Source organism: Streptomyces sp. SLBN-31 (genome assembly GCF_006715395.1).
Classification (GTDB): domain Bacteria; phylum Actinomycetota; class Actinomycetes; order Streptomycetales; family Streptomycetaceae; genus Streptomyces.
Window position 1 is genome coordinate 1,291,362 of the sequence record NZ_VFNC01000002.1, and the last position, 17,475, is coordinate 1,308,836.

Below are 17,475 nucleotides of genomic sequence, written 5' to 3' on the forward strand. Positions count from 1 at the left end.
AGCCTGTCATGGGCACCCGCGCGTGATCACTACGGCGTCGTGGGTCGGCTCCGACAGTCCGCCGGGCCGGACGGGACGTCCCATCGCAGGTGCAGGGTGTCCGGCTTGCGGAAGACCAGGCCGTACGGCGAGGCGGGCCGCCCGGGGTCGAGGCGCAGGCCGGGGAGTCGTTCGAGCAGGCGCTGAAGGGCGATGCGGGTCTCCAGGCGGGCGAGGTGGGCGGCGAGGCAGTGGTGCGGACCGTGGGCGAAGGCCAGTTGCAGGCGGGCGTTGTCGCGGCGGACGTCGAAACGGTCCGGGTCGGGGAAGACGGCCGGGTCGCGGTTGGCGCCTGCCAGGGAGACGGTGACGAGGTCGCCGCGGCGGACGGTGGCCGGTCCGAGCCGTGTGTCGCGGGTGGCGTAGCGGTCGACGACGGCCGCGCCCGGTTCGAGGCGCAGGGACTCCTCGATCGCGCCGTCCAACAGCGCGGGGTCGGTCCGCACGAGGGCGAGCTGGTCGGGGTGGCTCAGCAGGTGCAGCAGCGCGTTGGTGATCATCGCCTCGGTGGTCTCGATGCCGCCGAACATCAGCACCGCCGCGTTGGACGCCACCTCGGCCGGTGCCAGCCGGTCGGCGGCGGAGACGAGCAGCGAGGACGCCCGCCGGTCCGCGACGGTGGCCTCCACGGCGTCCTTCAGCCGCGCGTACGCGGTGGCGCCGGCGGGTCCGGCCGCCGCACCGGCGGTGAGGTCCGAGACCGCTCGCACGATGGCCTCGTACCACGAGAGCACGGTGTCCGTGGTGGTGCCGGCCAGGCCGAGGGCCTCGGTGACGACGGCGACGGCGAGGGGGCCCGCGAAGGCGCGGCGCAGTTCGGCGGCGCCGGTCGTCTCGATTTCGGTGATCAGTCGGTCGGTCTCCCGCTCGATGAAGGAGCCGAACCCCTCCCGGACCGCCCGGGGCCGGAAGGGGGCGGCGAAGGGCTCGCGGTGGCGGGTGTGCTCGGCGCCGTCCAGGGACAGCATGCTCGGCCCGACCACCTGCGCGGTGGTGAACCGGGGGTCGTCGACGGTGAAGGCGGCCGCGTCCCGCATCACGTCGAGCGCCAGATCACGGCGGGTCACCAACCAGCCGTTCAGCTCGGGCAGCCACGACACCGGCTCGTGCGCGCGCAGGAGTGCCAGCCGCGGGTGCGGATCGCGGGCGAGTTCGGCGAGCGTGGTCGAGGCGCCGAGGGGGAATCCGATCACACCCAAGGCTAAACGCGGGTCGGTGGCTACACGCTGTCGGTCGCCGCGGTGGTCGGCGCCCGGGTGCCGGTGCTGCCGAACCGGATGCCCTTGGCCTCCTTGCCGACGGCGCTGAGCACGATCACCGCGGTCAGGGCCGGCACCACGGTCCAGGTCATCGCCGCGGGATAGCCGTGCCGTTCGGCGACAGCCTCCTGGATGGGCAGGTTGAGGGCGGCGATCAGGTTGCCGAGCTGGTAGGTGACACCCGGATAGAAGCCGCGGATTGCGTCTGGGCTCATCTCGGTCAGATGCGCGGGGATGACGCCCCAGGCCCCCTGCACGCACACCTGCATCAGGAAGGAGGAGAGCATCAGCCGGCCCGCGGTGGTGGACAGCACGAAGAAGGGCACCACGACCAGGCCCGCGGCGGCCGCGACCATGATCGTGCGGCGGCGGCCCAGCCGCTCGGAGTAGGCCCCGAGCAGGGATCCGCCGATCATCGCGCCGACGTTGTAGACCACGGCGATGGCGATCGCGGTGTCCGGCGACAGGCCCAGGCCCTTCTTGACGAAGGTCGGGTAGACGTCCTGGGTGCCGTGCGACATCCAGTTGAAGGCGGTCATCAACGCCACCAGGTACACGAAGCGCCGCAGCACCGCCGGGTTCCTGAACACCTGGTGGGCGGGGGTGCGGTTGACGGCCACGCTCTTCTCCCACACCTCGCTCTCCTCGACCCGCGTCCGCACCCACAGGGCGACGAGGGCGGGCACCAGGCTGAAGGCGAACAACCCGCGCCAGCCGAAGGCGGGTTCGATGCCGAGGAACGCGACGGCGGCGAGCAGGTAACCCAGCGAGTAGCCGCTCTGCAGCAGCCCCGACCAGAAACCGCGCCGCTCGGCGGGGATCTTCTCCATGGCCAGTGCCGCGCCGAGGCCCCACTCGCCGCCCATCCCGATGCCGTACAGCAGCCGCAGCACCAGCAGCACGGTGTAGTTGGGCGCGAAGGCGCAGGCGAAGCCGACGAGCGAGTAGAAGACGACATCGGCCATGAGCGGCACGCGCCGGCCCTTGCGGTCCGCCCACATGCCGAAGATCAGGGCACCGACCGGCCGCATCACGAGGGTGACGGTGGTGAGGAAGGCCATGTCGGTGAGCGAGACACCGAAGTCGTCGGCGATCTCGCTGTAGACGAGTACGACGAGGAAGTAGTCGAAGGCGTCCATCGCCCACCCCAAGTAGGCGGCGACGAAGGCGTTGCGCTGGTCCTTGGTGAGTCCCGATGCCTGTTCCCGAACGGTCTTCAGCATGCCAGCCCTCCCGTGGTTCCGCGGGTGAGGCTAGGTGGGACCGGCGGAGGGGACAACGCGCTACGCGGCAAAGATCACACAAAGGGGTGACGGTGTGTTCACGGCGGTCACTTCCGCGACCGTCACCCGCACCTGGCCCACAGCCCCGCCGCAGAGCGCGGCGAGGGCGGTCAGGCCGGCGTCGGGTCCGGGGTGCGGCACGGGCCTGCCGGCGTCCACCGCCAACGCGGCGGGAGGGGAACGGCGTTGGGGCGGCCCCAGATGCGCAGGGCGACAAGCTTTCGGCAAACTCTCGACCCATCCCCTAACCCCACCCTCGTTCGAGCGACGCCGCTCCGGACGACGGCGCGGCGCACGCGCGACCACGCACCACACCGTCATCACACGGGGCTCACACGTGAACACGGGGGTAAGACACGTGCATCGATCGACTACGGCGACCGCGACCGCCGCGGCGCCCCCACGGACCGGACCGCTCGCCCCGGCGCGCTCGCCCGGCCTGGCCGGACCGCTGTCCGCGACATCCGGACGCGGCGTGCTGGAAGGCGCCTTCGCCCTGCTCGACGCCCTGCGTCACCGGGAGGACGCCGGAGTGACCATGCTGGCCGCTGCGTGCGGTCTGCCCAAGACGACCGCGTACCGGCTGCTCGACCAACTCGTGGAGCTGGGGGCCGTCGAACGCAGTGCCGGCCGCTATCGCATCGGACCCGGCATGTTCCGTCTGGGCCAGGGCTGGCAGCCGCACCCGGGTCTGCGCGCGGCCGCGCAGCGGCCACTGCGGCGGCTGGCGGCCGCCACCGGCACGACCGCCACCCTCGCCGTGCTGTACGAGGGGCAGACGCTGATCCTCGACCGGACCGCCACCGACCTCTCCCGGCCGGTCCCCGACGACCGGCGGATCTGGCCCTGGTACACGGCGACCGGCAAGATCCTGGCCGCCTGGGCGGGACCCGACCTGGCGCTCGGACCGCTGCCCCGGTCCTGGCCGGACGAGGCCGCCCTCATCCGGGAGTCCGGCGTCGCCTACGACCGCGAGGAGGTGCTGGAGGGCGTCTGCTGCGCCGCCGTACCGGTGTTCGTCGCCGGTGGGGTACCGGTGCCGGCGCTGGGTGTCCTGACCGGGCCGGACCACCGCCTGCAACGCCTCGCCGGGACGGCCCGCCGGGCGGCGTCGGCCATCACGGCGGCCCTCGGACGGCAACGCTGACCGGCCCGGTGCAACCCTGGCCGCCGGGGCGGCTCACGGACGCCACGCCCCGCCCGTTCCGCTCAGCGGCACAGCGGGCGAAGTTCGACCCGGACCGTTTCCTCCCCGGCGCCCCGCACGGACCGGCGGACCGCACGAGTTACGTGCCGTTCGGCTGGGCGCCGAAGAAGTGCGTCGGCGCCAACATCGGGACGTTCCAGCTGATGGCCCTGTCACCTGCTGTGCACGCGCTACCGTCTGACGGCGCGGAGGCCGCACGAGATCACGATGGCGCTGCGGTTCGCACCGGTGCCGGAGAACTTCCGCGGCCGGCTGACCCGCCGCTGACGGCGCGGCCGGCCCGCGACCGGCGCGGTCGGCCCCTCAGGAACCCGCCAGGAAGGTGAGGCGCACCCTCCGGCCGGTGCTGTCCTTGCTGGTGTCCGCCAAACTCCGTCAGGGCAACCCGACCCCCGAGGCGCCGGAACCGTCCCAACGGCGCGAGCACGCCTACATCCGTGGTGAGAGGAGCGGCTCACCCATACCGGCCCGACAATCATCCACGGGGAGGTGCGAATGACCCTAAAATGGGAAAAGCACTCCATGGATGATCGAGGGCAGCGTGTCGGCCAACGGTATGGCGTCGAGTTCATACCCGCTCAGCGCCGCGGGTGTCGGCGCAGCGCCCGAGCGCGACGACGCGTTGGTGAGGGCCGTGGTCCATGCCGTGGAGGTCACCGGAGCACATACCGGAAGCGTGTTCCTGCTCTCCGGTGACCGTCGCTCGCTCGTCGTGGCCGCGTCCTGCGGGACACCGCCCTCCCTGCTCAGCGGGTGGCGTCGGATCCCGGTCAGCAGCCGTATGCCGGTGGCGGAGGCGTGCCGCTCCGGGCGCATGGTCCACCTGGCCGGCGCGGAGGAGACGATGCGGCGCTTCCCCCAGCTCTCCATCGCCCTGCCCTACCCGTTCGGCTCTGCATCGGTCCCCGTACGGGCGGGCGAGCGGACCTTCGGCGCCATCGCCGTGGTGTGGACGGCAAGGCCTGACGGGACAGGACTGTCGAGGGCGCAGCGCGGGCAGCTGCGCTCCGCCGCCGACCGGCTGGGCACCGCCCTCGCCGGACTGCGGGCCCGCGGCACGCTCGGTGAGTACGACGAGCGGACGGCTCCGGTACTGGTCCCGCTGCCGTCCTCTCCGATGATCCGCGTGGGCCTGTTCGACTGGAACCTCGACACCGGAGCCCTCACCGCCGACGACGAGCTGTGCGCGATCTTCGGGATTCCGCCCCGGGAGTTCGACGGACAGGCGGCCACGCTGGCGGCCTGCATCGAGCCCGCGGATCTGCCCGGGTTCCGGTCCGCCGCACGTGCCGCGGTCGAGGAGGGGCACGTACTGGCGCACGGCCTGCGCATCCTGGACGGCCGAGGCGGGCACCGCCTCGTGGAGCTGTGGGGCCGGGTGCCGGAGAGCCCCGACGACTCGGGGGCCTCGTGCCACCTGGTCGGCGCCGTGCTCGACTCGGGGAGCGGCATGGCGGCCGTGGCGGCCATCGAACGGCTCGCGGACGGTTTCTTCGCGCTCTCTCCCGACGGACGGCTCACCTACGCCAACCACAGCCTGGAGGATCTGCTGCGGGTCCGCCAGGACGAACTACTCGGCCGGCGCCCCTGGGACGTCCTGCCGTGGCTGGCCGATCCGGTGTACGAGGACCGCTACCGGGCCGCCCTCATCTCCCAGCAACCGGTCTCCTTCCTGGTCCGCCGCCCACCGGACGAGTGGCTGGTCTTCTCCCTCCACCCGGGCGCGCAGGGCATGACGGGCTGGGCCTCACGCGTGCGACAGCCCGTACCGGCCGGCACCGGACCCGGTACACAGGTCGCCGAGGAGGCACGGCCCATCTCCTTGGCGCCGCCGCCCGCCGTCCCCCGCGTGGGTTCCCTCTACCGGGTGCTCTCGCTGGGCAGTGCCCTCACCGAGGCGGTCACCGCGCACGAGGTGTTCGACGCCGTCGCCGATCAGTTGCTGCCCGCTTTCGGCGGCCAGAAACTGGCGATCGCCGTGGTGGAGGAGCGGCGCCTGCACCTGCTCGCGCAGCGCGGCTACTCGAAGCGCTTTCTCGCCCGGTTCGAAGGCACCCCGCTGCACGCCCGGCTGCCCGTGACGGACGCGCTGACCTCCGGGGCCCCGCTCTTCGTCGAGTCCCGGAAGCAGCTGCGTGAGAGCTATCCCGGGCTCATGGTGGGTCACACCAACTCCTGGGCGTTCCTGCCGTTGATCGCCTCGAACCACCCGGTCGGCGCCTGCATGCTCGGCTTCGACGACATCCACCGGTTCCCGGACGAGGAGCGCGGGGTGCTCACCGCGCTGGGCGGCCTGATCGGCCAGGCCCTGGAGCGCGCCAGACTCTACGACGCCGAATTCGCCCTCGCCCGCGGCCTGCAGAACGCGCTGCTGCCGCACCGGCTGCCCACTCTGCCGGGGCTGAACATCACCGGACGTTATCTTCCGGGCACCCGGGGGATGGACATCGGCGGCGACTGGTACGACGTCATCCCCACCGGCGACGAAGTCGCACTGATCGTCGGGGACGTCGAGGGGCACAACGTCCCCGCCGCGGCCGCCATGGGCCAGCTGCGCAGCGCCATGCGGGCCTTCGTCGCCGCCGGCCAACGACCGAGCGACGTCGTCGCCGGCACCAACCGGCTGCACATGGACCTCGACCCGGTGCTCCTCGCCAGCTGCTGCTACGCCCAGTTCCATCCCCGCTCGGGGATCGTGCGCATCGTCCGGGCGGGCCATCTCCCGCCCCTGTTGCGCCTGCCCGACGGGAACACCAAGATCCTGGATGTGCCCGGCGGCCCCCTGCTCGGCATCGACGCGACGGCACACTTTCCGGAGTCGGAGCTGCGTCTCGCTCCCGGAGCGGTCCTGGCCCTCTATACGGACGGGTTGATCGAGAGGCGCGACTCGGACATCGGCTCCGACGTCGAGCGACTCCGGGGGTCGCTGGCCCGGCTTGGCGGGGGTGGCCTGGACGATCTGGCCGACGGGCTGCTGCGGGATGCCTGCCACGCCTCCCCCGACAGGGCGGACGACATCGCGCTCCTGCTCACCGAGTACGCCCCACCACGTTGACCAGTCCCCGCCGCCACCGTCACGTGCCCCAGATCTTCCGGTACGCCTCCCGGTATCCCACCGGATCCCAGGTCGTGGCGCCGTGACTGTTGTCGGCCGTGCTGATGTGGACGGGGGCCACATACCCGCTGGCCGGCCGGCCGGAGAAGGCCCGGTTGAACTCGTCGACGATCTGCCAGCCCTGCAGGGACAGCGGCTCCGGCACGGTGGCCGCCTGGTACTGCCTGCTGTTGATCCGCTGGAAGGCGGAGGGGTCGCCGTCGCCGGCGCCGATGTTGAAGGGCGGGCCGGAACCCTTCTTGCCGGCCGCGCGGAACGCCGGGGCGGCATCGGCGAAGTACAGGTCGTTGATGGCGACGGAGTGGGTCCATCTCCCCTGGAAGCGGGAGAGCAGTGAGGAGATCTCCCGGGGCGTGCGGCTGCTGGCATCCGGGATCGGGATGTTCTCGTACGCGAGCAGCTTCACCCCCGCGCAGGTGGCCAGCTCCTTCCTGATCAGGTCGGACTTGTACTTGGCGAAGGGGATCGAGGCATCGGTGAAGACCACGGCCCCGGCCGTGCCGCCGGAGCTCGAGATGACCCACTGCGCACTGGCTCTGGCCACGTCCTCGACCTTGGTGGTGACATTGGTGAAGAGCCTGGGGCGCCGGCTGGGGCCGGGGGAGGCGACCGCGTGCCAGCCGATGAGCGGGATGCCCGCCGCGTTCGCACGCGCCACCTGCTGCGAGGTCGAGCCCGGGTCGAAGCCCCCGATGACGATCCCCGAGGGTCTGACGTCCACGGCCTCGCTCATCGCCGCCTGGATGCCGGCGGGCGTGCCGCCACCGTCGATCACCCGCACGTCCCAGCCGATGACGCCCGCGGCTTTCCGCACGCTGTCCGCGGCGCCCGCGACTCCGGGATTGGTCATGGTCTGGGCGACGTAGACGATGGTCTTGCCGGCCACCGCGGTGGGACCGCTTGTCGGCCCGTTCCAGGGGACGTCGGTCCGCTCCGCCCGGCTGACGGCGGCCTGGGCCCTGGTCTGGGCCGCGGGGCAGCCGCTCGGACCCGAGGTGGAGTGCGCCGGACCGCTCGACGAGCCGCGTTCACAGCCGGCCAGCACGACGACCGCGACCACCAGGGCGGTGGCAGTGGATCGCGCGTCGCGGACGGTGGGGGTGTTGCGGTTGCGGTGCACGGAAGCTCCTTGCGGAGGATGCCGCCCGGGCACTCTGGCGGTGCCCGCGGCGTAGGTCATGGAGGGCTGGCCCGCGTGCCGTCGTCCTGTGTCGCGGTGGGCGAACCGCGGGCGACGACCGCACCGGTGCGCAGTCGGCGACGAGCGGAGTAGCCGGCCAGTCCGACGGCGATGAGCAGGGTGCCGCCGTAGAACAACGGCACCGTCCAGAAGTCGCCGCCCATCTGGGCGATGCCGGTGAGGCCGACGGCCAGGACGGCGACGGCGACGAGGGTGCCCAGGGCGTTGGGGCGCCCGGGTTTGATGGCGGTGGAGCCGAGGAGGGCCCCGACGAATGCGGGCAGCAGGTAGTCGAGGCCGACGCTGGGATTGCCGATCTGCTGCTGGGCCGCGAGCAGCACTCCGTCGAAGCCGACGATCAGTCCCGACGCGGCGAAGGCGTAGACGGTGTACTTGCGGGTCGGGATGCCGACCAGGTCGGCGGCGCGTGGGTTCGAGCCGATGACGTACAGGTACCTGCCGAGCGGCAGCCGCTCCAGCACCACCCAGAGGGCGACCGCGAGCGCGAGCACGTAAAAGGCGGGAACCGGCAGGCCGAGGAACGTCGAGTCGTAGATGTCGGTGAAGGCGGCCGGGAGGCCTTGCGGGCCGGCGACGATCCGGCCGCCGCCGGTGACCCATCCGGTCACCGCGTACATCATGCTGCCGGTCCCGAGCGTGGCGATGAACGAATCGATCCGTCCGAATTCGACGACGACACCGTTGAGGACGCCCACGACACCCCCTCCGGCGATCACCGTGAGGCAGGCGAGCGGCCAAGGCCAGCCGGCGCCCACGACGAGCTGCATCACCATGACGTGCGCCAGGCCGAGACCGTAGCCGATGGAGAGGTCGAACGCGCCGGTCACGATGGGGACCATCGCGGCGAGTGCCAGGATGGCCGGGATCGACTGGTTGGACAGGATCGAGTCGACGGTGTCCCGGGTGGGAAAGGTACGCGGCAGGGTGAGGGAGAAGATCAGGAAGAGCAGGGCGGTGAGGGTCAGGAGGCCGTAGGCGCCGATGAGTTGCCCGCTGCGGCCGTGCAGTCGGGCGAGTCGCCTCGGTGGTCCCGAGCGACGCGGCCGTGGTGGGGGCGCAGCCGGAGAGGGGGAGCCGGTCACGGATTCGCCGCGGTTCCGGAGGAGGGCAGGGCCGAAGCCGCCCGCGTGAGCTCGGTGACCGTGAGGGCCGGGCCGGTCAGCTCGGTCGTCACGGATCCGCGGACGAAGACCAGGGCGCGCCGACACACGGCCACGACCTCCTCGAAGTCGCTGGAGATGAGGAGGACCGCGAGGCCGGCGGCAAGGGCCTCGTCGAGCAGGCGGTGGATCGCGGCTTTGGCACCGATGTCCACGCTCGCCGTCGGTTCCTCGAGGATCAGCAGGCGCAGGGCCAGCCGCAGCCACCGGCCGATCATGACCTTCTGCTGGTTGCCCCCGGACAGGGTGGCGATGGCAGCCTCGCCGTCGTCGGGACGCACCGAGAACCGTTCGATCAGGGTGCCGGCCTCGGCGCGTTCGCGGCGGGGGCTGATCCAGCGCAGCGCCGACATGCCTCCCGCCCGGGGGTTGGCCAGGAGGTTCTCCCGTACGGTCAGCTCGGCGAGGCAACCTTCCCGCTGTCTGTCACCGGGGACGAGGGCGATACCCCGTCCGACGGCGTCCACGACCGTACGGGGGTGGTACGGGCGACCGCCGAGAAATGCCCGTCCGCCGAGGAGGGGCCGGGCGCCCGCGAGGGCTCGGGCGAGGTCCATGTGTCCGGCGCCCGTGAGGCCGACCAGGCCGAGGACTTCCCCCCGCCTGAGCTCCAGACTGACCGGTCCCGCGTCGGGGGTGCGCACCCCCTCCAGGGTCAGGATGGCCGGGCCGCCGGGCGGGGTGGTGGCGGGGCGGTGATCGGTCGGCCCCTCACCGGTGATGGCGCGCACCAGGCGGGCAGGAGTGTGGCTCGCCGGCGAGCCGTGGCTGACCAGGCGTCCGTCGCGCAGCACGGCGAAGGTGTCGGCGACCTCGTACACCTCGTCCAGGCGATGGCTGACGTAGAGGATGCCGTGCCCCCGGTCGCGCAGGGTGTGCAGCACCCGGAACAGCCGGGTGCAGTCCGCGGCGGGCAGGCGGGCGGTCGGCTCGTCGAGGACGATGAGTCTCGCCCGTGCCGCCAGGGCTCGTGCGACGGCGACAAGCGAACGCTCGGCCGGGGCGAGGCGGGAGATCGGCGTGTCGGGGTCGAGATGTCCGGCGACGACCCGCAGGGCCTCGGTGCAGTGTTCTCGGGTGAGCCGCCAGGAGATCAGTCCGGCGCGGCGCGGATACCCGGTGCTCAGAGCGATGTTCTCGGCTACCGTCATCCACTCCACCAGGCCGAGGTCCTGATGGATGAAGGACATGTGCCGGGAAGCGGCGGGACTCCCGAGCGGGTGCCCGGCCACGGTGACCTGCCCCGAGTCGGCGTGGTGGACGCCGGCGAGCACCTTGATGAGCGTGGACTTCCCCGCTCCGTTGGGACCGAGGAGGGCGAGGACGCTGCCGGCGTGGACATCGAGGTCGATCCCGGCGAGCGCGAGGGTTCCCCCGAAGCGCTTGGCAAGTCCGCGGACACGGACCAGAGGTTCCGCCCCGAAGGGCGGGACCGGATGCGCAGAGGTGTCGTGGGCCTCGTGCACGGACCTCTCCGGGGTTGGACCTGTCATGTTCTTCCCGATGCGCATCAGTGACATTAGCGGCACGTGCCACACATTTTGGGACATCTGGCCGCTCTCTGTGACCCCAACGGAGCAGAGAATCGCCGGGGCCGGCGCCTCAGGCCCCCTCGAGCCCGCATTCGGCCCAGATGACCTTGCCCTGCTGGGTGTAGCGCGTGCCCCAGCTCTGCGTCAGCTGCGCGACGAGGAACAGGCCGCGGCCGCCTTCGTCGGTGCCGGCCGCTCGGCGCAGATGCGGGGCGGTGTTGCTGGTGTCGGAGACCTCGCAGATCAGGACGCGGTCGTAAAGCAGCCGTACCCGGATGGGCCCTGCGCCGTGGCGGATGGCGTTCGTGACCAGCTCGCTGAGCACCAGTTCGACGGCGAACGCGGCCTCGTCGATTCCCCAGTCGGTCAGTTGCCGGGTGGCGGAGGCGCGCACCTCGCTGACCAGGGCCGGGTCCGCGGGCAGGTCCCAGGTGGCGATCCGCTCGGGGTCCAGGGCGTGGGTGCGGGCGACGAGCAGGGCTATGTCGTCGCAGGGGTGAGCGGGGGCCACCGTGTCGAATACCGCCTCGCAGGTCTCGTCGGGCGTGCCGTGGGCTTGGGTCAGCGTGGCGCTCAGCTGATCGAGGACCACGTCGACGTCGCGGTGACGGTCCTCGATGAGCCCGTCGGTGTAGAGGACCAGCTGGCTGTTCTCAGGGAGGTCGAGCTCGGCGGCTTCGAACGGCAGACCGCCGAGGCCGAGCGGCGGTCCGGCGGGCAGGTCGGGGAACCACACGGTGCCGTCGGGGCGGACCAGGGCGGGCGGGGGATGGCCGGCGCGGGCCATGGTGCACTGCTGCGTGGTCGGGTCGTAGATGGCGTAGAGACAGGTCGCGCCGACGATGCCCGCGTCCACGGCGCCGGGGTCCTCCCGGTCCAGGCGTCCCACGAGTTTGTCGAGGTGGGTGAGGACCTCGTCCGGGGGGAAGTCGAGTTCGGCGAAACTGCGGGCGGCCGTGCGCAGCCGCCCCATGGTGGCGGCGGAGAGCATGCCGTGGCCGACGACGTCGCCGACGAAGAGCCCGATGCGGCTGCCGGACAGGGGTATGACGTCGTACCAGTCCCCGCCCACCTCGGATTCGGCGGGCAGGTAGCGATGGGCGACCTCGACGGCGTCCTGGTCCGGCACACCGTGCGGGAGCAGGCTGCGCTGCAGGGCCAGGACCATGGCGCGTTCGCGCGTGTAGCGCCGGGCGTTGTCGATGGACAGTGCGGCACGGGCGGCCAGTTCCTGGGCCAGCGACCGGTCGTCGTCCCCGAACGGTGGCGAGCCCTGCGCGCGGTAGAAGCCGGCCACGCCCAGGACCGCGCCGCGGGCGACCAGGGGCACCGCGATGAGGGAGTGGACGTGGCTGAGCAGCTGTGCGGAGTGCTCAGGGTCCTGCGCGAACCAGCCCGCGGCAGTCTTCAGGTCCGGTTCCAGCACTGCCTGGCCACTCGTCAGACACCGCGACTGCGGCATCGTCGGACCGTAGTCGATCTGCTTGCCGACCGGATGGAAGGGACAGTCGTCATGGATGCCGTGGACCACCGTACGGCGTAGGTCACTGCGGGGATCGGCGGACTCCTCGCCGCGGAGCACGGCTTCCGGCAGGTCGATGGTGACGAAGTCGGCCAGTTGCGGCACCGCCGACTCGGCGAGCTCCCGGGCGGTAGTGCGCACATCAAGGGTGGTGCCTATGCGGACGCCGGCCTCCGACAACAATTCCAGGCGGCGGCGCGCGGCCAGGGCGTAGGTCCCCACGTGGGGCTCCCCCACCATCATGAGCCCTCGCGCCGGGGGCGGGGAGTCGGAAGTCTCGTCCGTCGCGCCGTCGCCGGCCGTGACGTGCTGGACGCCCACGGCGACGGGGCCGTGCTCCGTGCCGGGAAGATGCTCCGACGGCGGGGTGACGTGGAGCTGCCGGGGCGCCACGTCGGGGACAGCCCCGGAGAACGTGAGGGAGGTGGCGACGGCGAGCTCGGGAGGGAGGCCCAGCGGCTCGTGGAGCTGACGCGGGAAGGCGAGGGGCTCGCGCGGTGAGGGACCGGGGACAACGGCCTCGATGGCGAAGCCCTGCACTCCGGAGGCACTCGTCATTGGCCGGCTCACGAGCGCGACCCGACGGCCGTCGGACAGGGGCACGTCGACACGGGCCCGCTGCGCGCAGGCGATCAGCTCGGCGGCCTTCTCCATGAGGATCGCCCGGTCGCGGGGGCTCATCTCCACGGCCAGTTCCCGCACCCCCATGCGGTGCCGCGAACTCGCGGCGGCCTCGGCTCCGCTGTCCAGGTACGCCCGCAGCAGAGCGCGCTCACGCGAGGAACTCTGCTCCAGCAGTCGCCGCTCGATGGTCTCGGCCGCCTTGTGTATCACGGTGTCCAGCGCCGGATCCTCGGCGCTGCGCGGATAGCCGAAGCACAGGACGCCCTCGATGCGGCCGCTGAGCGGGTCGCGGACGGGAAGCGCGCGGCAGGCACTGCCCTGAGAGCGCTCGGCGAAGTGCTCGGCACCGTAGACCCGGATGGGTTGGCGCTCGGCCAGGGCGAGACCGATGCCGTTGGTACCCGCGACCTTCTCGGCGAACACGAACCCGGGGACACTCTGGATGGCCGGGAGGGCTCTGGCCAGCGACGCTTCTCCGAAACGGCGCAGGAGAACCGTCCCGCTCGCGTCGGCGACGGAGATGTTCATCGCGGTGCCGGCGAACGTGGCCTGCAGCCGGTCGAGCACCGGAACCGCCGCGCGGACGATCCGTCCGTCCGGTTCGAAGTCCTCCCGGAAGGGAAGGTCGGACTGGTCCGGCGACAGCCCCAGGGTGCGGCAGCGCCGCCAGGAATTCAGGATCGACGCGCGCACGCCCGTCTCGATCGGCTCACCCTGCAGGAACCGCTCACGGAAGCCGGCGGGCCCCGTGCCGCCTGGCCCACGCCCCGCCGGTATCGGATCTTCGCTGGCCCGAACCACGCTCCGCCTCACTCGCGCCTTCGACAGTCAACCCTTCCGAAATGCCCGATATGGACGAGGATACGGGTATTGGAGGCGGGAGTCACCGTTCGCAAGGCCTCTCACACACGGTGACCGGACCGGATCGGCGTCACAGGACCGCGACCGGGTTGACCGGCGAGCCCGTCCCGCCCGGGACGTTCAGCGGCGCCACGACGAGCATGAAGTCGTAGCGCCCCGCCGTCGCGGTCGCGGCGGACAGCGCTTCCAGGTCGAGGTTGTCCAGCAGCGGCATCCCCATCGCGGCCACAGCCAGGGCGTGGACCGGCGAGTGCACGCCGTCGACCGGGGAGGGCCGTACGTCACTGTCGCCGTCTCCGCCGAGCAGCGCGATGCCACGCTCGGCCAGCAGCGGCAGGGCGTCCACATGAAAGCCCGCGCCGGCCGTGTCGGGGTCCCAGGCGCCGAGTTCCTCGCGGCGCCGGACGTGTCCCGAGCGCAGCAGTACCGCGTCGCCATCGCCGATCGTCACATCGAGCGCCTTCTCCGCAACGACGATGTCCCTCGCGTGCACCGCTCGCCCCGGCTCCAACCACCCGAGGACGGCGGGCAGGTCGAGGAGCACTCCCCTCGTGACGAGGGGCCCGAGCGTCGACACCGCGCCGAAGCGGGCGCCCGCGGCATCGACGACCTCGTGTGCCGTGCGACCGTCGTAGAGCTGCCCCCGATAGGCGATGTGGCACAGCGCGTCGAGATGGGTGATGCCCTTGCCGTGGTAGTCGGCGGCGATGAAGTCCTTGTGGGTGGAGGGTTCCGGCGCCTGAACGTCACCGAGGTCGGTCATGTGGTGCAAGGCAGGCTTGCGGTTGCCGGGGCCGGGCCGGGTGTTCCACGGCAGCGCCAGCGGGACGACCGTCCCGGTCCGCACGCGCGCCGCGGCCCGCCGCACCTGGTCCGCGGTGACCCGGTTCCAGGCACCGCGGTCGGCCGGTGACCAGCGACCCCACGTGCGAACCGCCTCGAAGAGTGCGTCGAACTCCCGACGGGAGACGGCGGGCCCGTTGCCGACACCGGTCGGGGCGGGATGCGCGGCATCGGCGGAACTCGGACTCATCCGTACTCACCGCTTCCAGGCTGGAACGGCTCCGACGGCAGGACGTCACCGGACGCGACACGGATCGGTGGGCGAGTACGCGTGAAGTGCCTGTCGCGAGACACCGTGCGGTCCGGCACATACAGGGGCTCCGGTACGGAGGAAATGAGCCGCCCAGAGACCGAGGTTGCAGTCAGGAGCCCGCAAGAAACGAGAAACGCACCTTCCGCTCCGCATTATCCCTGTTCGTATCCACCAGGCACACCGACTGCCAGGTCCCCAGCTCCAGTCCGCCGTCCACCACGGGCAGCGTCGCGTGGGGCGGCACGAAGGCCGGCAGGACGTGGTCGCGTCCGTGGCCGGGGCTGCCGTGGCGGTGCTGCCAGCGGTCGTCGGCCGGGAGGATGGTGTGCAGGGCGGCGAGCAGGTCGTCGTCGCTGCCGGCGCCCGTCTCGATGATCGCGATGCCGGCGGTCGCGTGGGGCACGAAGATGTTGAGCAGACCGTCGCGCCCGGCTGCCACCTCGCGCAGGAAGGCCTCGCAGTCTCGGGTCAGGTCTGCCACCCTCTCCGCGGAGCCGGTGGTGATGTTCAGGACTCGGGTGGTGAAGGCATCTGACATGCCCCCATCCTGGCCCATACGGCGTCCCGCGCGCCTGAGAGCGATCGGGGGGAAGATCCTCGACGCCCCGAGGGTTAGTAGAAATGTGAACAACACGCGCGAGGTCGAGGTCGTCGTCACAGGTGCCGGCCAGGCCGGTCTGTCCAGCGCCTATCACCTGCGCCGCACCGGTTTCGAACCGGAGCGGGACTTCGTCGTCCTCGACCACTCCCCCGGCCCGGGCGGAGCCTGGCAGTTCCGCTGGCCGTCGCTGACGTACGGCAAGGTCCACGGGATGCACTCGCTGCCCGGCATGGAGCTGACGGACGCCGATCCCGCGCGCCCGTCCGCCGAGGTGATCACCGAGTACTTCGCGGCGTACGAGCGCCGCTTCGACCTGCGCGTGCGCCGGCCCGTCGACGTGCGGGCGGTGCGCGAGGGCGAGGGCGGGCGGCTGCTCGTCGAGACCTCGGACGGCACCTGGTCGACCCGGGCGCTGATCAACGCCACCGGCACCTGGGACCGGCCGTTCTGGCCGCGCTATCCGGGCCAGGAGACGTTTCTGGGACGGCAGTTGCACACCGCGCAGTACTCCGGCCCCGAGTGGTTCGCGGGCAGGCGGGTGGTCGTGGTGGGCGGCGGGGCCTCGGGCACCCAGCATCTGCTGGAGATCGCCGGCCACGCGGCCGCCACCACCTGGGTGACCCGACGTCCGCCCGTCTTCCGGGAGGGCCCCTTCACCGAGGAGGTGGGCCGCGCGGCGGTCGCGCTGGTGGAGGAGCGGGTGCGCCAGGGACTGCCGCCCCGCAGTGTGGTCTCGGTGACCGGGCTGCCGCTCAACGACGCGATCCGGCAGGGCATCGCGGACGGGGTCCTCGACCGCCGGCCCATGTTCGACCGGATCACGCCGGACGGCGTGGCGTGGGCCGACGGACGGCACGTCGAGGCGGACGTCATCCTGTGGGCCACCGGCTTCCGGGCCGCCATCGACCACCTGACGCCGCTGCGGCTGCGCGAGCCCGGCGGCGGAATCCGCGTCGACGGCACACGCGCGGTGACCGACCCCCGTGTCCATCTCGTCGGCTACGGCCCGTCGGCCAGCACCATCGGAGCCAACCGGGCCGGGCGCGCGGCCGTACGGGACATCAGGCGGCTGCTGGCGAGCGAGTCGATGGCCGCCTGACACCCCGCCGGACTCACCTGGCCGGACTCGCGCCCTTCTTCTGAAGGGCGTTGAACTCGGCCACGTTGCGCTGGTGTTGGGCGAAGTCGGCGGTGAAACGGGTGTCGCCGGGCTTGACCGTCACGAAGTACAGCCAGTCCCCCGGGGCCGGGTTGATCGCGGCGCGCATCGCGTCCTCGCCCGGGTTGTCGATGGGCGTGGGCGGCAGGCCCATGCGCTGGTAGGAGTTGTACGGGCTGTCGATCCGGGTGACGTTGGTGTTGGTCCTGAGCGTGGAGCGGTTCAGCGCGTAGTTGAGGGTGGAGTCCATCTGCAGTGGCATCCCGCGCTCGAGCCGGTTGAAGATGACCCGCGCCACCTTGGCCATGTCCGCCTTGGAGGCGGCCTCGGCCTGCACGATGCTGGCGATGGTGACCGCCTGGTAGACGTTCATCGCGTTGCGCTGAGCACCGGCCGCGACCGGGGCGCCGTTGAACTTCTTGTCGGCGGTGTCGACCATGGACGACAGCAGAGCCTCGGGCGTCGCCTTCTTCCCGCTCAGCCGCAGCGGGTACGTCGCCGGGAAGAGGTAGCCCTCCGGGTTGCCCTCGGCATCGTTCGGGAGCTTCAGCCTGGCCTTGGCCAGGGAGTTCCTGGTGCTGCCGGGCGGCAGGGCGAGTGCCTTGTCCACGGCGTCGTAGACCTGCCCCGCACGCCAGCCCTCCGGGATCACCAAGGTCGTCGGCTTGGCGTCCTTCTCGCTCTCCACGCTCAGCAGCGGCACCGCCACGGCGGTGCCGGCCACGACGGCTCCGGTCGCGATGAGGGCGAGCCGGCCCCTGCGCGTCAGTCGAATCGTTCTCCGTGGCGGAGTGTTCAGGTACATGCGGGCACGTT

Annotated in this window: 12 protein-coding genes; 3 read left to right on the plus strand and 9 right to left on the minus strand. The window is 71.9% G+C overall.

Translation table 11 applies throughout. The features are described 5' to 3' along the window. Positions 1-29: 29 nt before the first annotated feature. Together FBY22_RS25870 and FBY22_RS25875 are read right to left on the minus strand one after the other, a co-directional pair. Entirely contained in the window at positions 30-1,232 is a 1,203-nt protein-coding gene (locus FBY22_RS25870) for a cytochrome P450 (protein ID WP_142149808.1), read from the minus strand. A gap of 26 nt (positions 1,233-1,258) precedes the next feature. Beyond that, entirely contained in the window at positions 1,259-2,521 is a 1,263-nt protein-coding gene (locus FBY22_RS25875) for an MFS transporter (RefSeq protein WP_142149810.1), read from the minus strand. A 418-nt stretch (positions 2,522-2,939) separates the two neighbouring features. Here FBY22_RS25875 and FBY22_RS25880 point away from each other — a divergent pair, with 418 nt between their 5' ends. Both FBY22_RS25880 and FBY22_RS25890 read left to right on the plus strand, forming a co-directional pair. After that, complete coding sequence (locus FBY22_RS25880; RefSeq protein ID WP_260845137.1) at positions 2,940-3,728, plus strand: IclR family transcriptional regulator; 789 nt, start codon at positions 2,940-2,942, stop codon at positions 3,726-3,728. Positions 3,729-4,329: 601 nt separating this feature from the next. Next, entirely contained in the window at positions 4,330-6,843 is a 2,514-nt protein-coding gene (locus FBY22_RS25890; protein ID WP_260845140.1) for a SpoIIE family protein phosphatase, read from the plus strand. A 19-nt stretch (positions 6,844-6,862) separates the two neighbouring features. On the opposite strand, the gene FBY22_RS25895 is transcribed toward FBY22_RS25890, so the two are convergent. The 6 genes from FBY22_RS25895 to FBY22_RS25920 all read right to left on the minus strand — a co-directional run bounded on the left by FBY22_RS25895 (position 6,863) and on the right by FBY22_RS25920 (position 15,437). Next, positions 6,863-8,023 (minus strand): substrate-binding domain-containing protein, encoded by a 1,161-nt coding sequence (locus FBY22_RS25895; protein WP_142149814.1) that lies wholly within the window; start codon positions 8,021-8,023, stop codon positions 6,863-6,865. A gap of 56 nt (positions 8,024-8,079) precedes the next feature. After that, the gene (locus FBY22_RS25900; protein ID WP_142149816.1) at positions 8,080-9,186 is read right to left on the minus strand and encodes an ABC transporter permease; all 1,107 of its coding nucleotides are present in this window, start codon (positions 9,184-9,186) and stop codon (positions 8,080-8,082) included. Continuing rightward, positions 9,183-10,730: a sugar ABC transporter ATP-binding protein gene (locus FBY22_RS25905; protein ID WP_142152522.1), complete on the minus strand. Its 1,548-nt coding sequence runs from the start codon at positions 10,728-10,730 to the stop codon at positions 9,183-9,185. The genes FBY22_RS25900 and FBY22_RS25905 overlap by 4 nt, the downstream gene beginning before the upstream one ends. Positions 10,731-10,866: 136 nt before the next feature. Continuing rightward, positions 10,867-13,743, minus strand: a complete 2,877-nt coding sequence (locus tag FBY22_RS25910; protein ID WP_142149818.1) for a SpoIIE family protein phosphatase — start codon at positions 13,741-13,743, stop codon at positions 10,867-10,869. Between the two features lie 130 nt (positions 13,744-13,873). Next, positions 13,874-14,836: a cyclase family protein gene (locus FBY22_RS25915; protein ID WP_142149820.1), complete on the minus strand. Its 963-nt coding sequence runs from the start codon at positions 14,834-14,836 to the stop codon at positions 13,874-13,876. Between the two features lie 172 nt (positions 14,837-15,008). Then, positions 15,009-15,437 (minus strand): YjbQ family protein, encoded by a 429-nt coding sequence (locus tag FBY22_RS25920; RefSeq protein WP_142149822.1) that lies wholly within the window; start codon positions 15,435-15,437, stop codon positions 15,009-15,011. Between the two features lie 85 nt (positions 15,438-15,522). On the opposite strand from FBY22_RS25920, the gene FBY22_RS25925 reads away from it, so the two are divergent. Next, positions 15,523-16,599 (plus strand): NAD(P)-binding domain-containing protein, encoded by a 1,077-nt coding sequence (locus tag FBY22_RS25925; protein WP_142149824.1) that lies wholly within the window; start codon positions 15,523-15,525, stop codon positions 16,597-16,599. 13 nt (positions 16,600-16,612) lie between these two features. On the opposite strand, the gene mltG is transcribed toward FBY22_RS25925, so the two are convergent. Then, positions 16,613-17,464, minus strand: a complete 852-nt coding sequence (gene mltG, locus FBY22_RS25930; RefSeq protein ID WP_142149826.1) for an endolytic transglycosylase MltG — start codon at positions 17,462-17,464, stop codon at positions 16,613-16,615. Positions 17,465-17,475 lie beyond the last annotated feature (11 nt).